Source organism: Bernardetia sp. ABR2-2B, assembly GCF_037126435.1.
Taxonomy (GTDB): Bacteria; Bacteroidota; Bacteroidia; order Cytophagales; family Bernardetiaceae; genus Bernardetia.
The window spans coordinates 2,904,975-2,922,434 of the sequence record NZ_CP147020.1 but is presented as its reverse complement, the minus strand read 5'-3'; the positions used below and the strand labels follow the sequence as shown (position 1 = coordinate 2,922,434).

At 33.0% G+C, this 17,460-nt stretch carries 12 protein-coding genes and 2 tRNA genes; 10 read left to right on the top strand and 4 right to left on the bottom strand.

Going from position 1 to position 17,460, the window contains the following annotated elements; all coding sequences use genetic code 11:
* The first annotated feature begins 71 nt into the window (after positions 1–71).
* The 5 genes from WAF17_RS12445 to ftsA all read left to right on the top strand — a co-directional run bounded on the left by WAF17_RS12445 (position 72) and on the right by ftsA (position 4,336).
* On the top strand, positions 72–650 hold the full coding sequence (locus WAF17_RS12445; protein WP_338759850.1) for an OmpH family outer membrane protein: 579 nt from the start codon (positions 72–74) through the stop codon (positions 648–650).
* Between the two features lie 74 nt (positions 651–724).
* A complete protein-coding gene (locus WAF17_RS12440) occupies positions 725–1,246 on the top strand; it encodes an OmpH family outer membrane protein (protein ID WP_338759847.1) in 522 nt (173 codons plus the stop codon).
* A 153-nt stretch (positions 1,247–1,399) separates the two neighbouring features.
* Entirely contained in the window at positions 1,400–2,005 is a 606-nt protein-coding gene (locus WAF17_RS12435; RefSeq protein WP_338759845.1) for an OmpH family outer membrane protein, read from the top strand.
* Between the two features lie 150 nt (positions 2,006–2,155).
* Entirely contained in the window at positions 2,156–2,926 is a 771-nt protein-coding gene (locus WAF17_RS12430; RefSeq protein ID WP_338759843.1) for a hypothetical protein, read from the top strand.
* Between the two features lie 72 nt (positions 2,927–2,998).
* Positions 2,999–4,336: a cell division protein FtsA gene (gene ftsA / locus WAF17_RS12425; protein ID WP_338759841.1), complete on the top strand. Its 1,338-nt coding sequence runs from the start codon at positions 2,999–3,001 to the stop codon at positions 4,334–4,336.
* 150 nt (positions 4,337–4,486) lie between these two features.
* On the opposite strand, the gene WAF17_RS12420 is transcribed toward ftsA, so the two are convergent.
* Positions 4,487–6,160 (bottom strand): Ig-like domain-containing domain, encoded by a 1,674-nt coding sequence (locus WAF17_RS12420; protein WP_338759839.1) that lies wholly within the window; start codon positions 6,158–6,160, stop codon positions 4,487–4,489.
* Between the two features lie 315 nt (positions 6,161–6,475).
* Between WAF17_RS12420 and WAF17_RS12415 the strand changes: the two genes are divergently transcribed.
* The 3 genes from WAF17_RS12415 (at position 6,476) to WAF17_RS12405 (ending at position 7,389) form a co-directional block, all read left to right on the top strand.
* A tRNA-Val gene (locus WAF17_RS12415) sits at positions 6,476–6,550 on the top strand.
* Between the two features lie 44 nt (positions 6,551–6,594).
* Positions 6,595–6,669, top strand: a tRNA-Val gene (locus WAF17_RS12410).
* Between the two features lie 75 nt (positions 6,670–6,744).
* Positions 6,745–7,389 carry an HAD family phosphatase gene (locus WAF17_RS12405; RefSeq protein WP_338759836.1) on the top strand — a complete coding sequence of 215 codons (645 nt, stop codon included), beginning with the start codon at positions 6,745–6,747 and terminating at the stop codon, positions 7,387–7,389.
* Between the two features lie 63 nt (positions 7,390–7,452).
* Here the strand turns inward: WAF17_RS12405 and WAF17_RS12400 are convergent, their stop codons facing one another.
* Entirely contained in the window at positions 7,453–11,445 is a 3,993-nt protein-coding gene (locus WAF17_RS12400; protein ID WP_338759833.1) for a LamG-like jellyroll fold domain-containing protein, read from the bottom strand.
* Positions 11,446–11,661: 216 nt separating this feature from the next.
* A complete protein-coding gene (gene cdd, locus WAF17_RS12395; protein ID WP_338770185.1) occupies positions 11,662–12,186 on the bottom strand; it encodes a cytidine deaminase in 525 nt (174 codons plus the stop codon).
* A 116-nt stretch (positions 12,187–12,302) separates the two neighbouring features.
* On the opposite strand from cdd, the gene WAF17_RS12390 reads away from it, so the two are divergent.
* Both WAF17_RS12390 and glmM read left to right on the top strand, forming a co-directional pair.
* Complete coding sequence (locus WAF17_RS12390) at positions 12,303–13,559, top strand: glycosyltransferase family 4 protein (protein WP_338759830.1); 1,257 nt, start codon at positions 12,303–12,305, stop codon at positions 13,557–13,559.
* 135 nt (positions 13,560–13,694) lie between these two features.
* Positions 13,695–15,125, top strand: coding sequence for a phosphoglucosamine mutase (gene glmM, locus WAF17_RS12385; protein WP_338759827.1), 1,431 nt, complete (start codon positions 13,695–13,697; stop codon positions 15,123–15,125).
* A gap of 81 nt (positions 15,126–15,206) precedes the next feature.
* On the opposite strand, the gene WAF17_RS12380 is transcribed toward glmM, so the two are convergent.
* Positions 15,207–17,210, bottom strand: coding sequence for an FAD-dependent oxidoreductase (locus tag WAF17_RS12380; protein ID WP_338759824.1), 2,004 nt, complete (start codon positions 17,208–17,210; stop codon positions 15,207–15,209).
* Positions 17,211–17,460 lie beyond the last annotated feature (250 nt).

Here is a 17,460-nt window from a genome sequence, read left to right as displayed (position 1 = left end):
TGGTAACTGGTAACTACTAACTGCTAACTGCAAAAACTTGGCAATGATTTTGAATTTTATCCTTATATATGATGAAAAACCCTTTTAAAAAAAATATCGTTTTTATTTTTTCTACTCTTTTTTTAGTAGGATTATTTACTTTGAGTAGCTTTAATACAGCTTCTGCACAGCGTTTTGGTTTCATTGATTCTCAAAAAATATTGGAGCGTTTGCCCGAATATTCACAAGCCAATACAGAACTTGAGGAAATGACCAAACAATGGAAAGCCGAATTAGCCAAAAAACAACAAGAAATTTTGGATAGTCGTACTAAGCTAGAAGCTGAAAGAGTTCTCTTGACAGAAGAAATGTATGCCGAAAAGCAAAAAGAAGTTCAGCAAAAAGAAAGCGATTTGATTACATACAGAGAAAGTATCTTTGGTGCTAATGGAATGCTTTTTAAGAAAAGACGTGAACTCATTCGTCCTATTCAAGACAGAATAATGGAAGCTGTCAGAATTGTATCTTTGCAAAAGAAACTTCACTTTATGTTTGATAAAGCAAGTGATTTACATATGCTTTTCTATGATGATACTTATAATTTTACTGACTTTGTCTTGGAAGAATTAGGAATACAAGACCCTAATATTTCTATTGATAAAAAAGGATAATTCTTAAATTCAAAATCCAACAATAAAACTAAAATTTCCCTTCAAACTCACTTAAAACAAATTATATCAAAATTATGAGAAAAATAATTTTATCTCTCAGTCTTTTATTTGCCTTTGTTCTTTTCCAGAACAACCAAGCAACAGCTCAAAACCTCAAAATTGGTTATGCACAAGTAGACTCAGTAATCAGTATGATGCCTGAATATAAAGCAGCTACTTCGGAATTAGAAGGATTACAAAAAGTAATTCAGAAAAATTTAGAAGGAGAAGGTCAGAAGTTTCAAGCTAGACGAGCAGAATTATCACAAACAGCAAAAACACAAGCCCAACAAGAACAAGCTCAACAAGAGCTTCAAAGCTTGTATATTGCACTTCAAGAAAAAGAAAAACAAGATCAAGAACGTCTTCAGAAAAAAGAACAAGATTTACTATTTCCTATTTACGCAAAAATTCGTGAAGCTATTAAAGAAGTAGGAAAAGAAAACAATTATATTTTAATTTTTAATGAGTTGGATGGAACAAATACTGCCTATATTTTATATGCAGCAGAAGGAACAGATGTTACTGGTCTAGTTATCAAAAAATTAGGTCTCTAATCTATCCTAAATTTTTTAGGATAATCAAATAAAAATACAACTTCAACAATTAGATTTAATTAATTACTTACCTTTGCAGAATTATTTTAAGAAGTAAAACTACTTATCAAAAAATATTTTTTGCAATTCTATATTAAAAGAAAAAAACAAACGATGAAAAAGATATTCCTTTTATTCACTTTATTTGTATTTGTAGTTTCTGCACAAGCACAAGATGTCAAAATTGGTTATACAAGTATATCCTCTGTATTTCCTCATTTCCCTATGTACAAAAAGGCACAAGATTCTATTAGAAAGACCCAAAACTCTTTTTATACACAGCTACAAAATGATGAAAACGAACTTAATGAAAAGTATGAAAAATTATTAGCAGATAGTAAAACAGGAGATTTTCCTCAGGTAGTTCTACAAAATCGTGCTAAAGCATTAGAAACCGCTAAACAACAATTGTTGCAAAATGAAGAGGCTTACAATAAAACTTTACAAAATTTACAAATGTCTTTAATTCAGCCTATTCAAATAAAGTTTCAAGAAGCTGTAGCAGCTGTAGGAAAAGAAAACGGATATACTTTTGTTTTGAGTAGTCAAGATGGAATGGGACAAGATAACTTTTTGTACTCCAATGGAAAAATTGATATTACACTTATGGTTTTGAAAAAATTAGGTGTAAATATGACAGTTGAAGAATTGGCTGCTGCAAATGCCAAATTACAAGCTGAGGCAGAAGCTGCTGCAAAAGCACAAGGCGCACAAAACTAAGATTAAAATTGTTTTTTTAATCAGACCGATAAAAAACCTTATTCTGACAAAAGAATAAGGTTTTTTTGTATTTTTACAAACCAACATCATTTTTCAAAACCTTAGCAGGTTTAACTGGACTTATAAAAAATTTATGTTATATTTAAAGTCATGAAAATATCTATAAAAATAATCTTATTTGTTTTAGTTATTCTTGTTACTATTGCAGCAACAGAGGTGTATCAGCGTGGACAAATGATAAAAAGTGTTCGTGTTTTGGTAACAAATGCAGCACAAAATCCTCAAGACACTTCTCATTTTTTGACAGAGGTAGAAATATTAAAGCTTGTTCGTCAAGATGCCAAAATTGACGTAAACAACTTAAAAGTTAAAGAGATAGACACCAAAAAAATTGAAAACTCAATAAAAACCAATAACTTTGTAGCTACTTGTCAAGTCGCAGTAGATTCGAAAGGAATTTTGAATATAGAAGTAGAAGAACTCAAACCTCTTGCACGAATTTTGAACAAAAATCCAGCAAAAGGAGCTTATATTACTGAATCAGGAAAACTAATTCCTCTTTCTACTAATTTTACGGCACGAGTAATATTGCTTTCTAGCCAGAAAAAGAATGATACAGAGCTTTTAGATACTGCATTTTGGAAAACTCCAGATGGAAAATTATTTATTAGTGCTTTAAAAGAAATAGATAAAAAACCATTTTGGAAAGCCCAAATTACACAGTTAGAAAGAGATACAGAAGGGAATATACTAGCTTATCCACAGGTAGGCGAACAGCTCATCGAACTTGGTTCTGCTAAAGATATGGAGAATAAGCTAAATCGCTTAAAGACTTTTTATGATAAAGTTATTCCAATCAAAGGTTGGGGAAGTTATCAAATGGTAAGTGTTAGATATGACAATCAAATTGTCTGTAAATAAACTATACAACTAATTTAACGGTAGCAATGATTTGTAATTAAATCTTGTTAGACGTTGTACATATAAAGACATATGCAAAATCAAAGAATAGTAGCAGGATTAGACATCGGAACAACAAAAATTTGTGTTATCGTAGGAAGAATGAATGAATACGATAAACTAGAAGTATTAGGAGTAGGACAAGCTGTTTCTGAAGGTGTAAAAGAAGGAATTATTAGTAATATCAATAAGACAGTTGCAGCTATTACACAAGCTGTAGAGGAAGCAGAACGCAATTCGGGTGTAAATTTGCGTATCGTAAATGTAGGTATTGCAGGAAAGCATATCAAAAGCTCTGTACATCACGGAGGAATTACAAGAAATTCAAAAGATGGAGAAATTACGCCTTCTGATGTAAATCGTCTTACAAACGATATGTATCGTATCGTAACCGAAGCAGGAACAGATATTATTCACGTAATGCCTCAACACTACACCGTCGATTATGAGCCAAACATAAAAGACCCAATCGGAATGGCTGGTGTAAAATTAGATGCCGACTTTCATATTATTACTGCTCAAACAAATGCTATTCGTAATATCAAAAAATGTGTCCAACGTGCAGGTTTAGAAATCGAAAATCTAATTCTTGAACCATTAGCCTCTGCACTTTCTGTTTTGAGTGAAGAGGAAAAAGAGGCTGGTGTTGCTATTGTTGATATTGGAGGAGGAACTACTGATTTGGCTATTTTTATTGATGGAATTATTCGTCATACTTCCGTTATTCCTTTTGGTGGAAATATCATTACTTCGGACATAAAACAAGGTTGTGCCGTAATGCAAAACCAAGCTGAACTTCTGAAAGTAAAATTTGGTCGTTGTTTGGCTAAAGATGCTCCTGATAATGAAGTTGTCTCTATCCCAGGGCTTCGCAATCGTTCTTCAAAAGAAATTTCTATCAAAAACTTGTCTTATATTATTGAGGCTAGAATGGAAGAAATTGTAGAGCTTGTTTATAGTGAAATTCTTCGTTCGGGCTACAAAAACCGTTTGGCTGGTGGTATTGTTCTTACTGGTGGAGGTTCATTGATGCAATATTTGAAAGAGCTTTTTGAGTATAAAACAGGCTTAGATGTTCGTATTGGTTATCCAAATGAATATTTAGGAAGAAGTCAGTCTGATTCAGTCAAAAATCCAATGTATGCAACTGGTGTTGGTTTAGTTTTGGCAGGTTTCAGAACCTTAGATGATAGAGATGTATATCAAAGAGACTATGACCAAACAAGTCAGACAGCAGGATATGAGATAAATAGCCAAGGGCAAGAAGTCAAAAAACAATCTGAAAAACAAACAGGAGGCTTTTTTGCTAATATCTTGAAAAAGACAAAAGAACTTTTGATTGATGATTTTGATGATAAAAGTACCTACTAATCTTTTAATCAAAAACAGAAAAAAACAGACTTAGAATAAAACTCTAAGTCTATTTTTTTTGTCAAATCTCAATTAACTAAACGATGTTGCAGTTTGTCCTGTGTAGTTTAGACATCCTGCCTGAACATACAAAAATAATCATGATAAGGTTTAATAACCCAAATTTATATTTACATCTTCAAATTCCCAATTTGCTTTTATTTCTAACTCTCGTTTCAAGTTAAAAACAGGCTCTGGAAGAATACGCTCTTCAAAACTTCCGTTGTCCCATTTTCCATTTCCATTTGTATCAACAAGCACTCTCATTGTTTTTTTCCCTACTGATAGATTTTCAAATCTATACTCTTTTGTATTCTGAAGTGTTTGTTCTACATTTCCTTTAGCATCAAGAACTTCAATAATAAAGTTATCATATTTTCCTAAAACCTCTCCACTAATTACGCCATAGTCAGATGGTTTTCCTTGAGTATATTGTAGGTTTTTATCATCTCTTATAGTATCATTTTCTATTGAAACAAAAGTATTAGGACGGATTTGTAACTGAAACGCATTTTCTTTTTTCGTAGAAAGTTCTATTTCCTTAATGAACGAAATTTCTGTTCTGTTTTTGTTAAACTTCCAATCTGTTGCCACGGTTCTGCTTCCTGTACTATCTCCCTTAAAACCTATCACAACGCTGTCATATTGCATAGCCAAGACAGGTTTAGTAAATACAAATTTAAGATTAAGTTCTTCTGTGGGAATGATAGGAGTGTTTGAAGGAGGGTTTTCTCGGAAAGTAAAAGGAGATTCACGAGGTTTCCTAACTTCTTCAAACCTAACAGTAAGGGTAGTATCAATCGTATTTCCAATAGAATCTGAAAAAGACATACTAGCAGAGATAGAATCTTCCATATTCATATTTCGATTATAAAAATTGATATATTCCTCTTGTAAAACAGGATAAAATAAGGTATCATAATCAACTTCTTTTCCTTCATCTTGGTAATTTATGGCATAGTCAGCTATATTTTTATTAAATTTTATTTCAAAATATTGCGCTCTTTGTCTTGCCCCAGACAAACGAAAAGGTAAAATATCATAGCGTATTACACTAAAATCTACTCCTGAATAGCTTGTTCCTATCTGCAAAGGTTCTTCATAAAAACCAATCAATTCTGTATTTTTATTGTAGGTATAATCTCTCTTATCTTTTGGCTCTACCAACGCATAGACTTTGTATTTACCAGCTTTTATATTTTCGATAGCATACCTTCCCACCGAATCAGTTAAAGAAAAATACAAAGGACGGCGATTTGTAATATCGAAAGAATCAGCCTCCGCATCATTATAAGCATATAAACCCACCATTGCATTTTCTAATTTGTTTCCTCTCATAAGACTTGAAACTGTGCCTGTAATGAGTAAAGAATCTATTTTATCGCCTGTACTAAAGGCAAGTTTTATATTTTTAGGAACATTTTTTTCATTAAAATCAACTACTCCTTTTCCAAAAGTAAACGTATAAGTCGTGTTTTCAGCAAAGGGTTTATCAAACTTTAAAGTCAGACGATTTCTTTTTACAGTAGATTTGTAATTGCCTTCAATAAAAGGCGAAATCTGTAATTCTTCTTGTAGTCTTTGTGTCGTAATATCTTCATCAAACTCCAAAATAATCAGATCACCATTGAAGTTTGTTGATTGGTCATTTGGATAAGTAGAAATAAGTTTTGGGGGCGTAATATCTTTAGCTCCTCCTGTGGGCATACTCTGACTTGCACAAGCTGCCAAGAAAAAAATGAATACAAAAGAAGACAACAAATAAACGAAATGATTTATTTTCATAGAAATAAGCTATACAAATGAATTTGGAATAAATACTTGTTACAAAATTACTAAATTCGTTTAGCAAGAACATTATTTTTTAAAATTAAAGACCATTAAAAATAGATAAGGTAACCAAAACAAAATAAAGAGTGAACTAATTTTGACTTTTTATAATTGATAATGAGAGAGTTATAAAATAACAGTAAAAATAAATCATTTTTTTTATCAAAAGGCTTGACTGGTATTGGTTTGGTGCGTACCTTTGCATTCTCAATTCGGGTAAATAGTCATAAAAGAAATGACAAGTTTACCCAAATAAAAAAGCTAAAAAATGGGCCTATAGCTCAGCTGGTTCAGAGCATCTGCCTTACACGCAGAGGGTCATAGGTTCGAATCCTATTGGGCCCACATTTTTTAAAGCTATTTTATACTATAATTGAGAAAATTAAAATGGGCCTATAGCTCAGCTGGTTCAGAGCATCTGCCTTACACGCAGAGGGTCATAGGTTCGAATCCTATTGGGCCCACATTTTAAGTAAAAGGTTTTAAAATTAATATTTTAAAACCTTTTTTTTATGTTTAAATTTTATTTTCCTAAAATTATGTCCACAGAAAACTCAAACCTTCCAAAACTACAAGACTACGAAGCTATTATTTTTGATTTGGGAGGAGTAATCATTAATTTGAATTATAAAAAGACAGAAGAAGAGTTTAAAAGGCTTTTTGGAACTGATTTTTCAGAGTTATATTCCAAAAAAAGTCAGACCGATATTTTTAATAAATTAGAAACAGGGCATATTTCTGAAAAGCAGTTTGTAGAAGCTATGCAAAAATCATCTCGCAAAACAGTTTCGCATCAAGAAATTATCAATGCTTGGAATGCTATGCTTTTGGATATTCCTAAAGAAAGAATTGAGCTTTTGAAGAAAATAGGAAAAGAAAAACATATTTTTTTATTGAGTAATACCAATGAAATTCATAAAACAGCTTTTGATAAAATTGTACTAGAATCTCATCAAATGAAAGGTTTAGAGCCTCTTTTTGAAAAGGCTTATTTTTCTCATTTAGTCAGAATGCGAAAGCCGAATAGAGAGATTTTTGATTTTGTGATAAAAGAAAATAACTTGAATCCTCAAAAAACGCTTTTTATAGACGATAGTCCACAGCATATAAAAGGCGCACTTCTGACAGGTCTGAATGCCTATCATTTAGAGGTAGAGAAAAATACTATTTTAGATTTGACTTAGAATAATATCCTTTATCGATTTTGTTTTGATAAAGGGTATTTTGTTTTCAAAAGTCCGAAACAATTATTCTTTTTGTAGCTTGACAAGCTTTGTACGGCTGGGTGTAACTATTTTTATTAGATACATTCCTTTTGCTAATCCTTCTAAAGACATATTTATTTTTGAAGAATTACTAACTGTTCTGTTTCGTAAAAGCATTCCAATACTGTTATAAACTTCTATTTGATAAGTAGTGTTGGCTATATAAGTTTCTCCCAAATCAATAGTAAATTCATTACTAGTTGGGTTTGGATATACAGTTACTCCACCTGACAGGCTTCCATCAATTTTGGCATCTACAATAGGACTAGTTTTTTTACTACCATTTTCATCTACTTGATTTAAACGATAATAATATATTTGATTTGTATTGACTTCTGTATCTCCAAAAGAATAAACTCCTGTATTATTTTGAGTTACCCAACCTACCTGTTCAAAATTTTCTCCATCTATTGAACGCATTACTTCAAAACCTGCATTATTTATTTCATTAGTAGTTTTCCATTCTACCAAAATAGAATTTATAAGAGGCTTTGCTGTCAGAGAAAGCAAATCTACTGGTAAAATAATTGGGTCAAAAGTCTGTGGAACTGCAAAATCAGAAAAACCAGACATCCATTCCATAGATGTAGAGCCAAGTGAGTTGTCAGCACATAAGGCTGGAAAAGTTGGAATTGTCCAAGGGTCTGTATTTACATTACGTTTCATAATAGTTGCTTCTGGACTTGCACAAACACCTCCATTAGTATAAGCATTATTATAAAGAGTCATTCTATAACTTGCGTCTCCAGTAACCTTTGTCGTATTATTAAATGCTGAAACTGTCCAAAAACCATGGTTCAATACTTCACAAGTACCAAAAGTAGCTTGACAACGATATTCGTTTGGCGATATTGGTGTTGCCCCTGGGTATTGGTTAAAGAAAGCCAGTAAGTTATTGGCTGTTGTCATTGGTGTTTGAAACTGTACTCTTGCTCTTTCGTATTGTAGGGGAGAAATAGAACAGTTTCTAGTTTTGGTATCAGCAAAACCAAACCCATCTTCCATATCATAATTGGCAATGAGTTCTGGTGGTATTGTACACTCGTAACGCACACAAAAGTTAGCAAATATTTCTGCTTGCGCTCTTGCTACATTCCAAACTCTTACATTATCATATCTACCAGCTAGATACCAATTTTGGTTGGTACTGTTTCTATATCTACCGACATAAAAGTTTCCTGTAGTATTCAAATCTGCAATATTAAGAGACTCTACTTCATTACCATTTAGATATACTTTTACTTCTGATATACCATTGTAAGTCATAGCAAAATGTTGCCAAGTTCCTACTGTTCCAGCTAAATTGAAGTCTTTTATAATTCCTCCACCTAAATCAATTCTATATCCATTACCTGTTCCTATTTTACGTAAGGCAAATAATTCTTTTGCAGCATCTCTGCCTAAATAGAAAATAGCTCCATTACTAGGGTTACTACTAATCCTTACCCAAGCTTCGGTAGTTCTTGGAGCATTACCTAAAATAGCTACGGATGCAGGAAAGGCGATATGTTTGTAAAGAGGTGCATCTGCAACAGCACTTCTATTATCAGTCAAGTTTATAACACGATTACTAGGAAAGGGATTTAAGGCACAGAAAGTTGCATCGTTTATCCAATCTGCTGCTACGGTATTCACAATAGTAGCTCTTTTGGTAGCTACAGGACTTGCAGCTCCAATATTTTCAACAGCCAAACCGACAGGTAAGTCATAAGTGCCTATTGGATTTGTCGAACGCCTAAGTCTTCCACCAACAAATCTATCATTAGTACTATTAGCAAACGAATATCCTAATATGGAGGAAGGAGATGGGTTACGGACAACAACTTCTTTCAAACCTTCTGTACGTACGACACCTCTAATAAAAGTAAGTGTTCCTGTTGGGCTTACTACCATATTCTGTGTTCCTGCATCTGAAACCTTCAAACGAGGTACATCTGGAAGGGGAGTTAAGTTATTGATTTGTAACCTGGCAAACTCTCCTGTGCCTGTTGCGTTTTGTGTATAGGTTTGTGGTTGAAGTCCTCTAAATTCTAATAGAGAACCAGTAGGCATATTCAAAAAACCAGAATGAACCATATCTCCACAAACATTAAGACGACCTAATGGACTAATGGTCAGACTAGCACCATTTTCAATAATGATATTCCGACACGCTTGTGTTTCATTATCATATATTCTAGGAAAATTCACAGGAGGTATTCCATTTACCAAAGCAGGAACAACAATATCTTGTTCACAGTCAGGTATTCCATCTTCTCCACAAGGCGCACTCCAATTGGAAAATTTTCCATAATCATCATCGGTATCTCCAATCCAAACATATTCTACTGTACCTACACAGATAGTATCATAGACTATACAACGACCTAAATCTACAGCAACAATATAATCTCTTGTACGTCTTACATTTACTGTGATTTGTGGTGTTGTTTGTACAGGTGTGGTATTCCAAGTATAACTAACTGCACCATAAGTTTCTGCATCAAGTACTACATTCGAACCATAAAAAATAGCAATATCAGGACCTAAATTAAGTGAATTAAAAGAAGAAAAATATCCATAACGACAACCTGAACTAGCACCACCATTTGTAACACCTGCATGAAAGAGTGTACTACTATTTTCGATTCTGTTTCCTCCTAAAGGAACTAAGGTTGTATTGTAATCAATACGAGCCGAATACCAATCTGGTGTTCCATTAGCAGGATCTACATCTGGCGAACCAGGTACAGGAGAAAAGTTAGATACAGGAATTGCAACACCATTGAGTGTAAAGTCACCTTGTCCTCCTTCTTTCACAAGTAGAGTCAAGCTAAAATTCTCATTTGTAGAACGATTAAATTGAACCAAACGAGAACCTGTACATTCGATAGGAGGAAGAATAGCAGCTCCTGTTTCACAGCCATAACCAGACATGTGAAGGACGTAAATAGGTTTATTAGATTTAATATACGCTTTAGCAGTTCCTATAGCCATATCAAATATATACTGTTGCCCCGCTGCTAGAGTAGGCGTTCCTGCAATGGGAGTTCCATTTCTATTTACTGTAAATGTTGTTCCAGGTTGAGTAGCCAAAATATATACTTTTTCTGGTTGTGCTGAGCTAGGTATTCCTAATGTTCCACGCATAATAATATATTCATCTCCAACAATATCAACAGGAACAAGCTGATCTCCTGCCAAATCATAACACCCTCCTGCACCAGTTCTAATAGAGTCATGATACAAAGTAACAGCTACTGGCTTATCAGATACAATACGAGAACCTGCAGGGGCATTTCCCGCAGAAGGTTGTTGAGCTGCAACTGTATAAGTTTGTCCTCTATTTAAAGTTATTGTATAAGTACCTGCAGGGGCAGTAGTTCCAGTTGCGCCAGTTCCGAAAGAGCGAGTAGGTCTTGTAGTAGTAACTGTTACTGTAGTGTTACTTTCTGTAGCTACAATCACAAAACCAGAGTGTCCATTTGGATTTTGTCCATTCTGATGATTCCAAGCTGTTTGCATGGGAACATAAAAATCTGTTCCTAGTCCATTTTTTCCCTTCAATGCAAAAATATCAGGGTTATTGCCTCTGTTTACTTCATAATAAGCTGTAATTCTTGCTGTTGATTCTACCAGTAATCCTGAGCGAAAAATGGTAGAGTAATTTCGATTCGCATCGTTATCCGCTCCTGCTAAATTTGTCATATTAGGAGTTTCTATCAAATTTATAAAAGGAGTAAGGTTTGTATTTGCTGAACCAAAAGCAGCTAAATTAACTACTATGGGCGTAAAAGCTGGATTAGCAGGCATACTAATTACTACTGTAGCAGGTTGATCAAAAGCAGCAACACGCATAAATATATCTCTGTCTCCATGCCCATTAGTTACCTCAGGTGCTGCAAACCAAAAACGAGTGTCTATTTGAGAAAAAGCGTTAGTAGATTTCAGGGCAAAGAACAAAAAGATAAAAGTTATGAAGTATAAATTTTTCATGTATCTAGTCATTTCAGCAAAAGGTAAAGTGCATAAGTAAATGTAATTGTTGACCTAATTCAAATAGTCAAATTTAATGCTAAATAACTTACTTTCAATAGTAACATAAAATGTTTTCGACAAGCTTTTTATTTTTATAGACCTATTTGTGAAAAGGAGTTTACTTTTTATGTAATTGAAATAAATAGATGACCTTCAAACTACCATTGAGTCACTTCAAGTAATATTTTTCAAACTATTTTTTGAGAACTTCAGTGGTAATAAATCAGCAATAGAATGTATAACATAAATAGATTTATTATTTCCTTCCATAATCATTCGGATTGGCTTTTCCTGTTTATTTTCATATTCAGACATTACTTGACGACAACTCCCACAAGGTGAAATAGCAATAAAATCGGTAGCTTTTTGAGGCTTGGCAGCAATGGCAATCGTTTCTATTATTTCATTTGGAAATTGAGTAGAAGCCGAAAAAATAGCTGTTCGTTCAGCACAAAGTCCAGAGGGATAAGCTGCATTTTCTTGATTACTTCCCAAAACTACCTCTCCATTTTGTAATTGAATGGCTGCACCTACTGAAAACTCTGAATAAGGTGCGTAAGCTCTTTTTGTAGCTGCTCTAGCTTCATTTAATAATGATAAATCTTTCTTAGAAAGTTCATTTTCAGTTTCGAAAACAGTAATCTGAATTTGTAATTGATGTATTTTTGACATAATAAAATTTTGATAATTTAGTTCTATATCACAAAGTGATTTTTTGAAATAAATAATTAGCTATTTTTGTAGTTCGTAGTGAGTAATTTTTTTTGTTCACAGAATTAATCACTAAACACTAAACACTAATCATTATTTATTTTTTGAAGCAAATAGCTATCTTTTCGCCCAATTATTCCCCTGAACTCGGAGCATGTGCTTCCCGTATTCAGTATTTGGCAGAACGCTTACAAAAAGAAGGCAATAAAGTAACTGTTTATACAACATTTCCTAATTATCCAACAGGAAGTGTTTTTTCTAGGTATAGAAAATTTCTTTTCAAAAAAATTATTCATAAAGAAAGTATTAATGGAGTAAACATTATTCGTTTTTCTTTTTATCCTTCTAACTCTTCTTCTTCATTTGTTCGTCTTTTTAGTATGATTAGTTTGACTTTGAGTTGGTTTTTTGCTTTTCCATCTCTCAAAAAACAGCGTCCTAACACTATTTTGGTTCAAAGTCCTCCTCTTTTGCCAGTCTTTACAGTTTGGATTTTATCAAAATTGATTATCAAAAAAAACTATATTCCTACGCTTATTCTGAATCTTTCCGACCTTTATCCTCGTGTACTTTTAGACTTAGACAAAATAAAAGGGCATACAATATACAATCTACTTTTGAATTTTGAAGCATTTATCTATAAAAAAATGGATTTTATTATTGGTCAGTCTGATGAAATAGTAAATTATGTTCAAAAAATTGTTTCTACTACCCCTATTTTTTTATACAGAAATGGAATAGATTCCAAATCTTTCAAAATCAAAGAAAACTATCAAATCAAAGAAAAAGAGTCAATAAAACTGGTCTATGCAGGTCTTTTAGGGGTAGCACAAGGAGTCTTGGAGGTAATAGAGAATATAGATTTTGAAAAAGAATCTGCCGAATTGCATTTGTATGGAAATGGAAATGAACGAGAGTTAATAGAAAACTTTATTGAAAATAAATTTCTAAAAACAAACAAAAAACAAACAGTATTTCTTTATGATGCTATTCCTCCAAAACAAATTGCTCAAAAACTAGCTGATTATGATGCAGCTATTATTCTTCAAAAAAAACAAATTTTGGGAACTGTTCCTTCAAAAATATATGAAGCAATGGCAGCAGGATTACCTATTTTACTTTGTGGAAGTGGAGAAAGTGCTGATTTGATACGCAACTATAATTTAGGTCGTATAGTAGAATCAACAAAGAATCAACAGAACTTCTCCATAAATTACGAACTACTTAGCCAAGAAATACGTAACTTAAAAAAACTAAGTTTTGCTAAAAGAAAAAACTTTGGAGAAAATGGAAGGAGAATAGCTCAACATACTTTTGATAAAGAAATTCAATTTAAGAACATAAAAGAGTTATTTGACTAAAATTTATTTCTTGAAATATATATCTGCAAAAAACAAGTTTATTAAAAAAATAAAGATGTTTTTTTACTATGAAAATTGCTTTTTGCTCACTACTTTTGCAAGTCTGAAAACTAGCTAATATAAAATACTGAAATTTTGAGTTTAATAAAATCAATATCTGGAATACGTGGAACAATTGGTGGAAAAGTAGGCGAAGGTCTTTCTCCGATTGATGTAGTCAAATTTGCTGCTGCTTATGGAAAATGGGTCAGTACGAACCCAAGTACAGCACAGACAGCAGAAGAAAACACTCCACCAAACCAAAAAATAATTATCGGACGTGATGCTCGTGTTTCTGGGCAACTCGTTTCACAGCTTGTCGCTTCTACTTTACAAGCAATGGGTTTTGATGTGATAGATTTGGGTCTTTCTACTACTCCGACTGTCGAAATGGCTGTTCCAATGGAAAATGCTAGTGGTGGAATTATTCTTACAGCTAGTCATAACCCAGCTAACTGGAATGCACTCAAACTTCTGAACCGAAAAGGAGAGTTTATTTCGGCAAAAGAAGGTGAAGAAATTCTGAAATTTGCTGAAAATGATGATTTCGAATTTGTGAAAGTTTCTGACTTAGGAAGTTATACAACTGATGATAGTTATCTTCAAAAACATATTGAGAAAATATTAGAATTGCCTTTAGTGGATGTAGAAGCTATCAAAGCAAAAGACTTCAAAATTGCTGTCGATGGCGTAAATTCTAGTGGGGGGGTTGCTATTCCGATGCTTTTAGAGGCATTAGGTGTAACTCAAGTAGATAAGTTTTTCTGTGAACCAACAGGAATTTTTCAACATAATCCTGAGCCACTTCCCGAAAATCTAACTCATATTTGTTCTACTATCGAAAGTGGAAATTATAATTTAGGAATTGTGGTCGACCCAGATGTAGATAGATTAGCTCTCATTTGTGAAGATGGAACTCCTTTTGGCGAAGAATATACGCTTGTTGCAATTTCTGATTATATTTTACAACATCAAGAAGAAGGACAAACCAAAAATACGGTTTCAAATCTTTCTTCTACACAAGCTCTAAAAGACGTAACCTTAAAAGCAGGTGGAGAGTATCACGCAGCTGCTGTTGGAGAAGTCAATGTAGTAGAAAAAATGAAAGAATGTAACGCCATTATTGGAGGAGAAGGTAATGGAGGAATTATCTATCCAGAACTTCATTATGGACGTGATGCCCTTGTCGGAATTGCTTTATTTTTGACTCAATTAGCCAAATTTAAAGGAACTACAAAAATGCTCCGTTCGAAATATCCTAGTTATCATATTTCGAAGAATAAGATAGAACTTACTCCTGAAATAGATGTTGATAATGTTTTAATAGAAATTTCTGATAAATATAGAAATTATCCAGTCAATAAAATTGATGGCGTCAAAATTCAGTTTGATAGTGAGTGGGTTCATCTTAGAAAATCAAATACAGAACCAATCATTCGTATTTATTCTGAATCGCAATCGGAAGCAACTGCTGAACATTTAGCTCAAAAAATTATGCATGATATTAAAGAAATTATTACGCAATGATTTTTTGGTAAATTATGGACTGATACTATTATTTCTTAAAATGAATGAATTATAATTGTATCAGTCCACTACTATCTAAGACTACATCAAATCTACATTACCCATGTTGAGTTCTGGTTTCCAATCACTATATTTTGGATATAAATCCATAGAAAACCCATTATTAAAAGTAGCTCCTGTATTATTCATTAAATTCAATACAGCATCCACTCCTAATCGGATAGCAGGTTCTGTCCATCCCCCTTCTAATGAATAGGCTTCACCAGCAAAGTAAATTCCTGATTCTTTTGCATATTCTTGATTATAGGTCAGAAGAGAATAGTTCTCATTGAACGATGTTTCACGATACAATTTTGCACAACCACGGTAAGTAGGTTGTAAAGCCCATTGAAATACAATAGGTTGAGAAGTATCTACATACCTAGAAACACGTTCTTGAATATTTTCACAACGCATCAAAATGTCATCCAAAAAGTCTAAGCATTGTTGTGCTAAAAACTCTTTATCTGTTTGATTATCACTTAATGCTAAGAGTTTATTAGCATCATCTTCCCACGTATAACTAAGCAACAAAACACCCTCATCACTATCTGTTGCAGAGTAAGCATAGATATCTTGAAGATATGTATCTGTTGTGATAATTTGAGGTATTTTAGATACACCATCTTCCCAGTATTTTTTTCTAAGAGGATAAAATATTTTACAACTTGTAATCCAATGAGAAGATTTTATACTATCTACTACTTCAAAAGGTAATTGTGTATCAAAATTAAAACCTGTAAACAAAGAGCTTGTTTGTAATGCCCAAGTAGTTGGTGTTATGATTACTTGGTCATATTCTGGTAATTGTCTTAAAGGCAATATGTTATTCAATGGAGTTGCAATATATATTTTACCATTGTCTTGGTCTTTTATAATATTGGTAACAGGTGTTTGAGTCATCAAATTTATATCAAAATTTGGATACATACGAGATGCTTGATACAACGACACACCATTTGAATCATTTTGGCTTGTTACAGGAAGATAAAACATAGATTCAGCAAAAGATTGTACTCCCAAAAAACTAGGTGTAGTCAATAAATTACCATTTTTATCCCTTACATTATGAGTAGCCTCGTCTGGAATAGGCATCGCATCTTTGTCGTCAAGAACTGCTCCATTGCCAATAATAAGCTGATGGTTTGTTCCATAGCCACTCAAAAGCGTTCTGAAAATATACAAACAAGAAATATCATAAAAAGCTCCCCAACTTCCATCACCAGCACCAATCGTATAAAATAATTGAGCTTCCTGCACAGTCATTCCTAGTCCTCCAAAATTACCATTTCCTTGATAAGAATCAATAGTAGGAAGGTAGGCAAGTTCTCTAAAATTGAGTTGCCAATACGTCTGAACAACAGATTGCCAAAAACTTTCCCAGCTAGATGTTGCATATAGTCTTTGAAACTCTGTTGAAACCATCGTCGCAAATCGATTCCATTTTTCATATACATCTAATAATGCTGGGTCTGGTGGGTTTTGTCCCCCTTCCCAAAGAATAAGGCTAGGAGCATTGCCCCACTTTGGATTTGTTCCCTGTCCGTCATTCAAATAAACACCTGTCGTTTTTACAGCAGCAGAACCAGGGTCTGGAAAGTCTTTTGTTTGGATTCTGAAGAGCTGACGGTAATAATCTAACAAACAGTTTTTGCTTCCTACATCTGTAAAAAAAGGCATTCTCATTGCGCCCATCTCGTATGTAGTATGTTTATTAAGAGCCGTATTTACAGGTTGAGAATAAGTCCTTCCACCAATTCTGTCACTGGCTTCATAAATATCAATATTTTTATAACCACTTCTAAAAAGTTCTCTTGCTGCTACCATACCCGAAATACCAGCGCCAATGATGGCAATACGAGCAGCAGGATTAGTGTTATTTCCTATTGAATTTTGGTTGGCATTATTGAGTAGGTTATAATAATTAAAATTAAAATCAGCATTATTTGGATAATCAAATAGCCAAGGATTGCTAGACTCTTGTTCTTTTTTATTTCCTTTTTTAGAAAAGGAATGTAAAGAATCTAAGGATTTGTTTAAGCCCATAAATTATATAGTTTTGTGTAAAAAAGTTGATTGATAGCCAATTATGACTTTTCAATAATAGCTACTTTTTAATTCTTATAAAAATAAAGGCTTATTTTTTTTAGTTTAAAAAAATAATATTGCAAATTGCTGTATTAATTACATCAAAATGATTATATTAGATTTTTAATAAAAATTGTTCAATCAATTCATCTGCTTTTACTAAAACATTTTTATTCTATTTTAGTAACAAATAATCACTTTGTCTTAC

Coding starts and splice junctions, on each gene's coding strand:
- WAF17_RS12445 (WP_338759850.1), top strand. CDS start 72: ATGAAAAACCCTTTTAAAAAAAATATCGTTTTTATTTTTTCTACTCTT.
- WAF17_RS12440 (WP_338759847.1), top strand. CDS start 725: ATGAGAAAAATAATTTTATCTCTCAGTCTTTTATTTGCCTTTGTTCTT.
- WAF17_RS12435 (WP_338759845.1), top strand. CDS start 1,400: ATGAAAAAGATATTCCTTTTATTCACTTTATTTGTATTTGTAGTTTCT.
- WAF17_RS12430 (WP_338759843.1), top strand. CDS start 2,156: ATGAAAATATCTATAAAAATAATCTTATTTGTTTTAGTTATTCTTGTT.
- ftsA (WP_338759841.1), top strand. CDS start 2,999: ATGCAAAATCAAAGAATAGTAGCAGGATTAGACATCGGAACAACAAAA.
- WAF17_RS12420 (WP_338759839.1), bottom strand. CDS start 6,160: ATGAAAATAAATCATTTCGTTTATTTGTTGTCTTCTTTTGTATTCATT.
- WAF17_RS12405 (WP_338759836.1), top strand. CDS start 6,745: ATGTCCACAGAAAACTCAAACCTTCCAAAACTACAAGACTACGAAGCT.
- WAF17_RS12400 (WP_338759833.1), bottom strand. CDS start 11,445: ATGAAAAATTTATACTTCATAACTTTTATCTTTTTGTTCTTTGCCCTG.
- WAF17_RS12380 (WP_338759824.1), bottom strand. CDS start 17,210: ATGGGCTTAAACAAATCCTTAGATTCTTTACATTCCTTTTCTAAAAAA.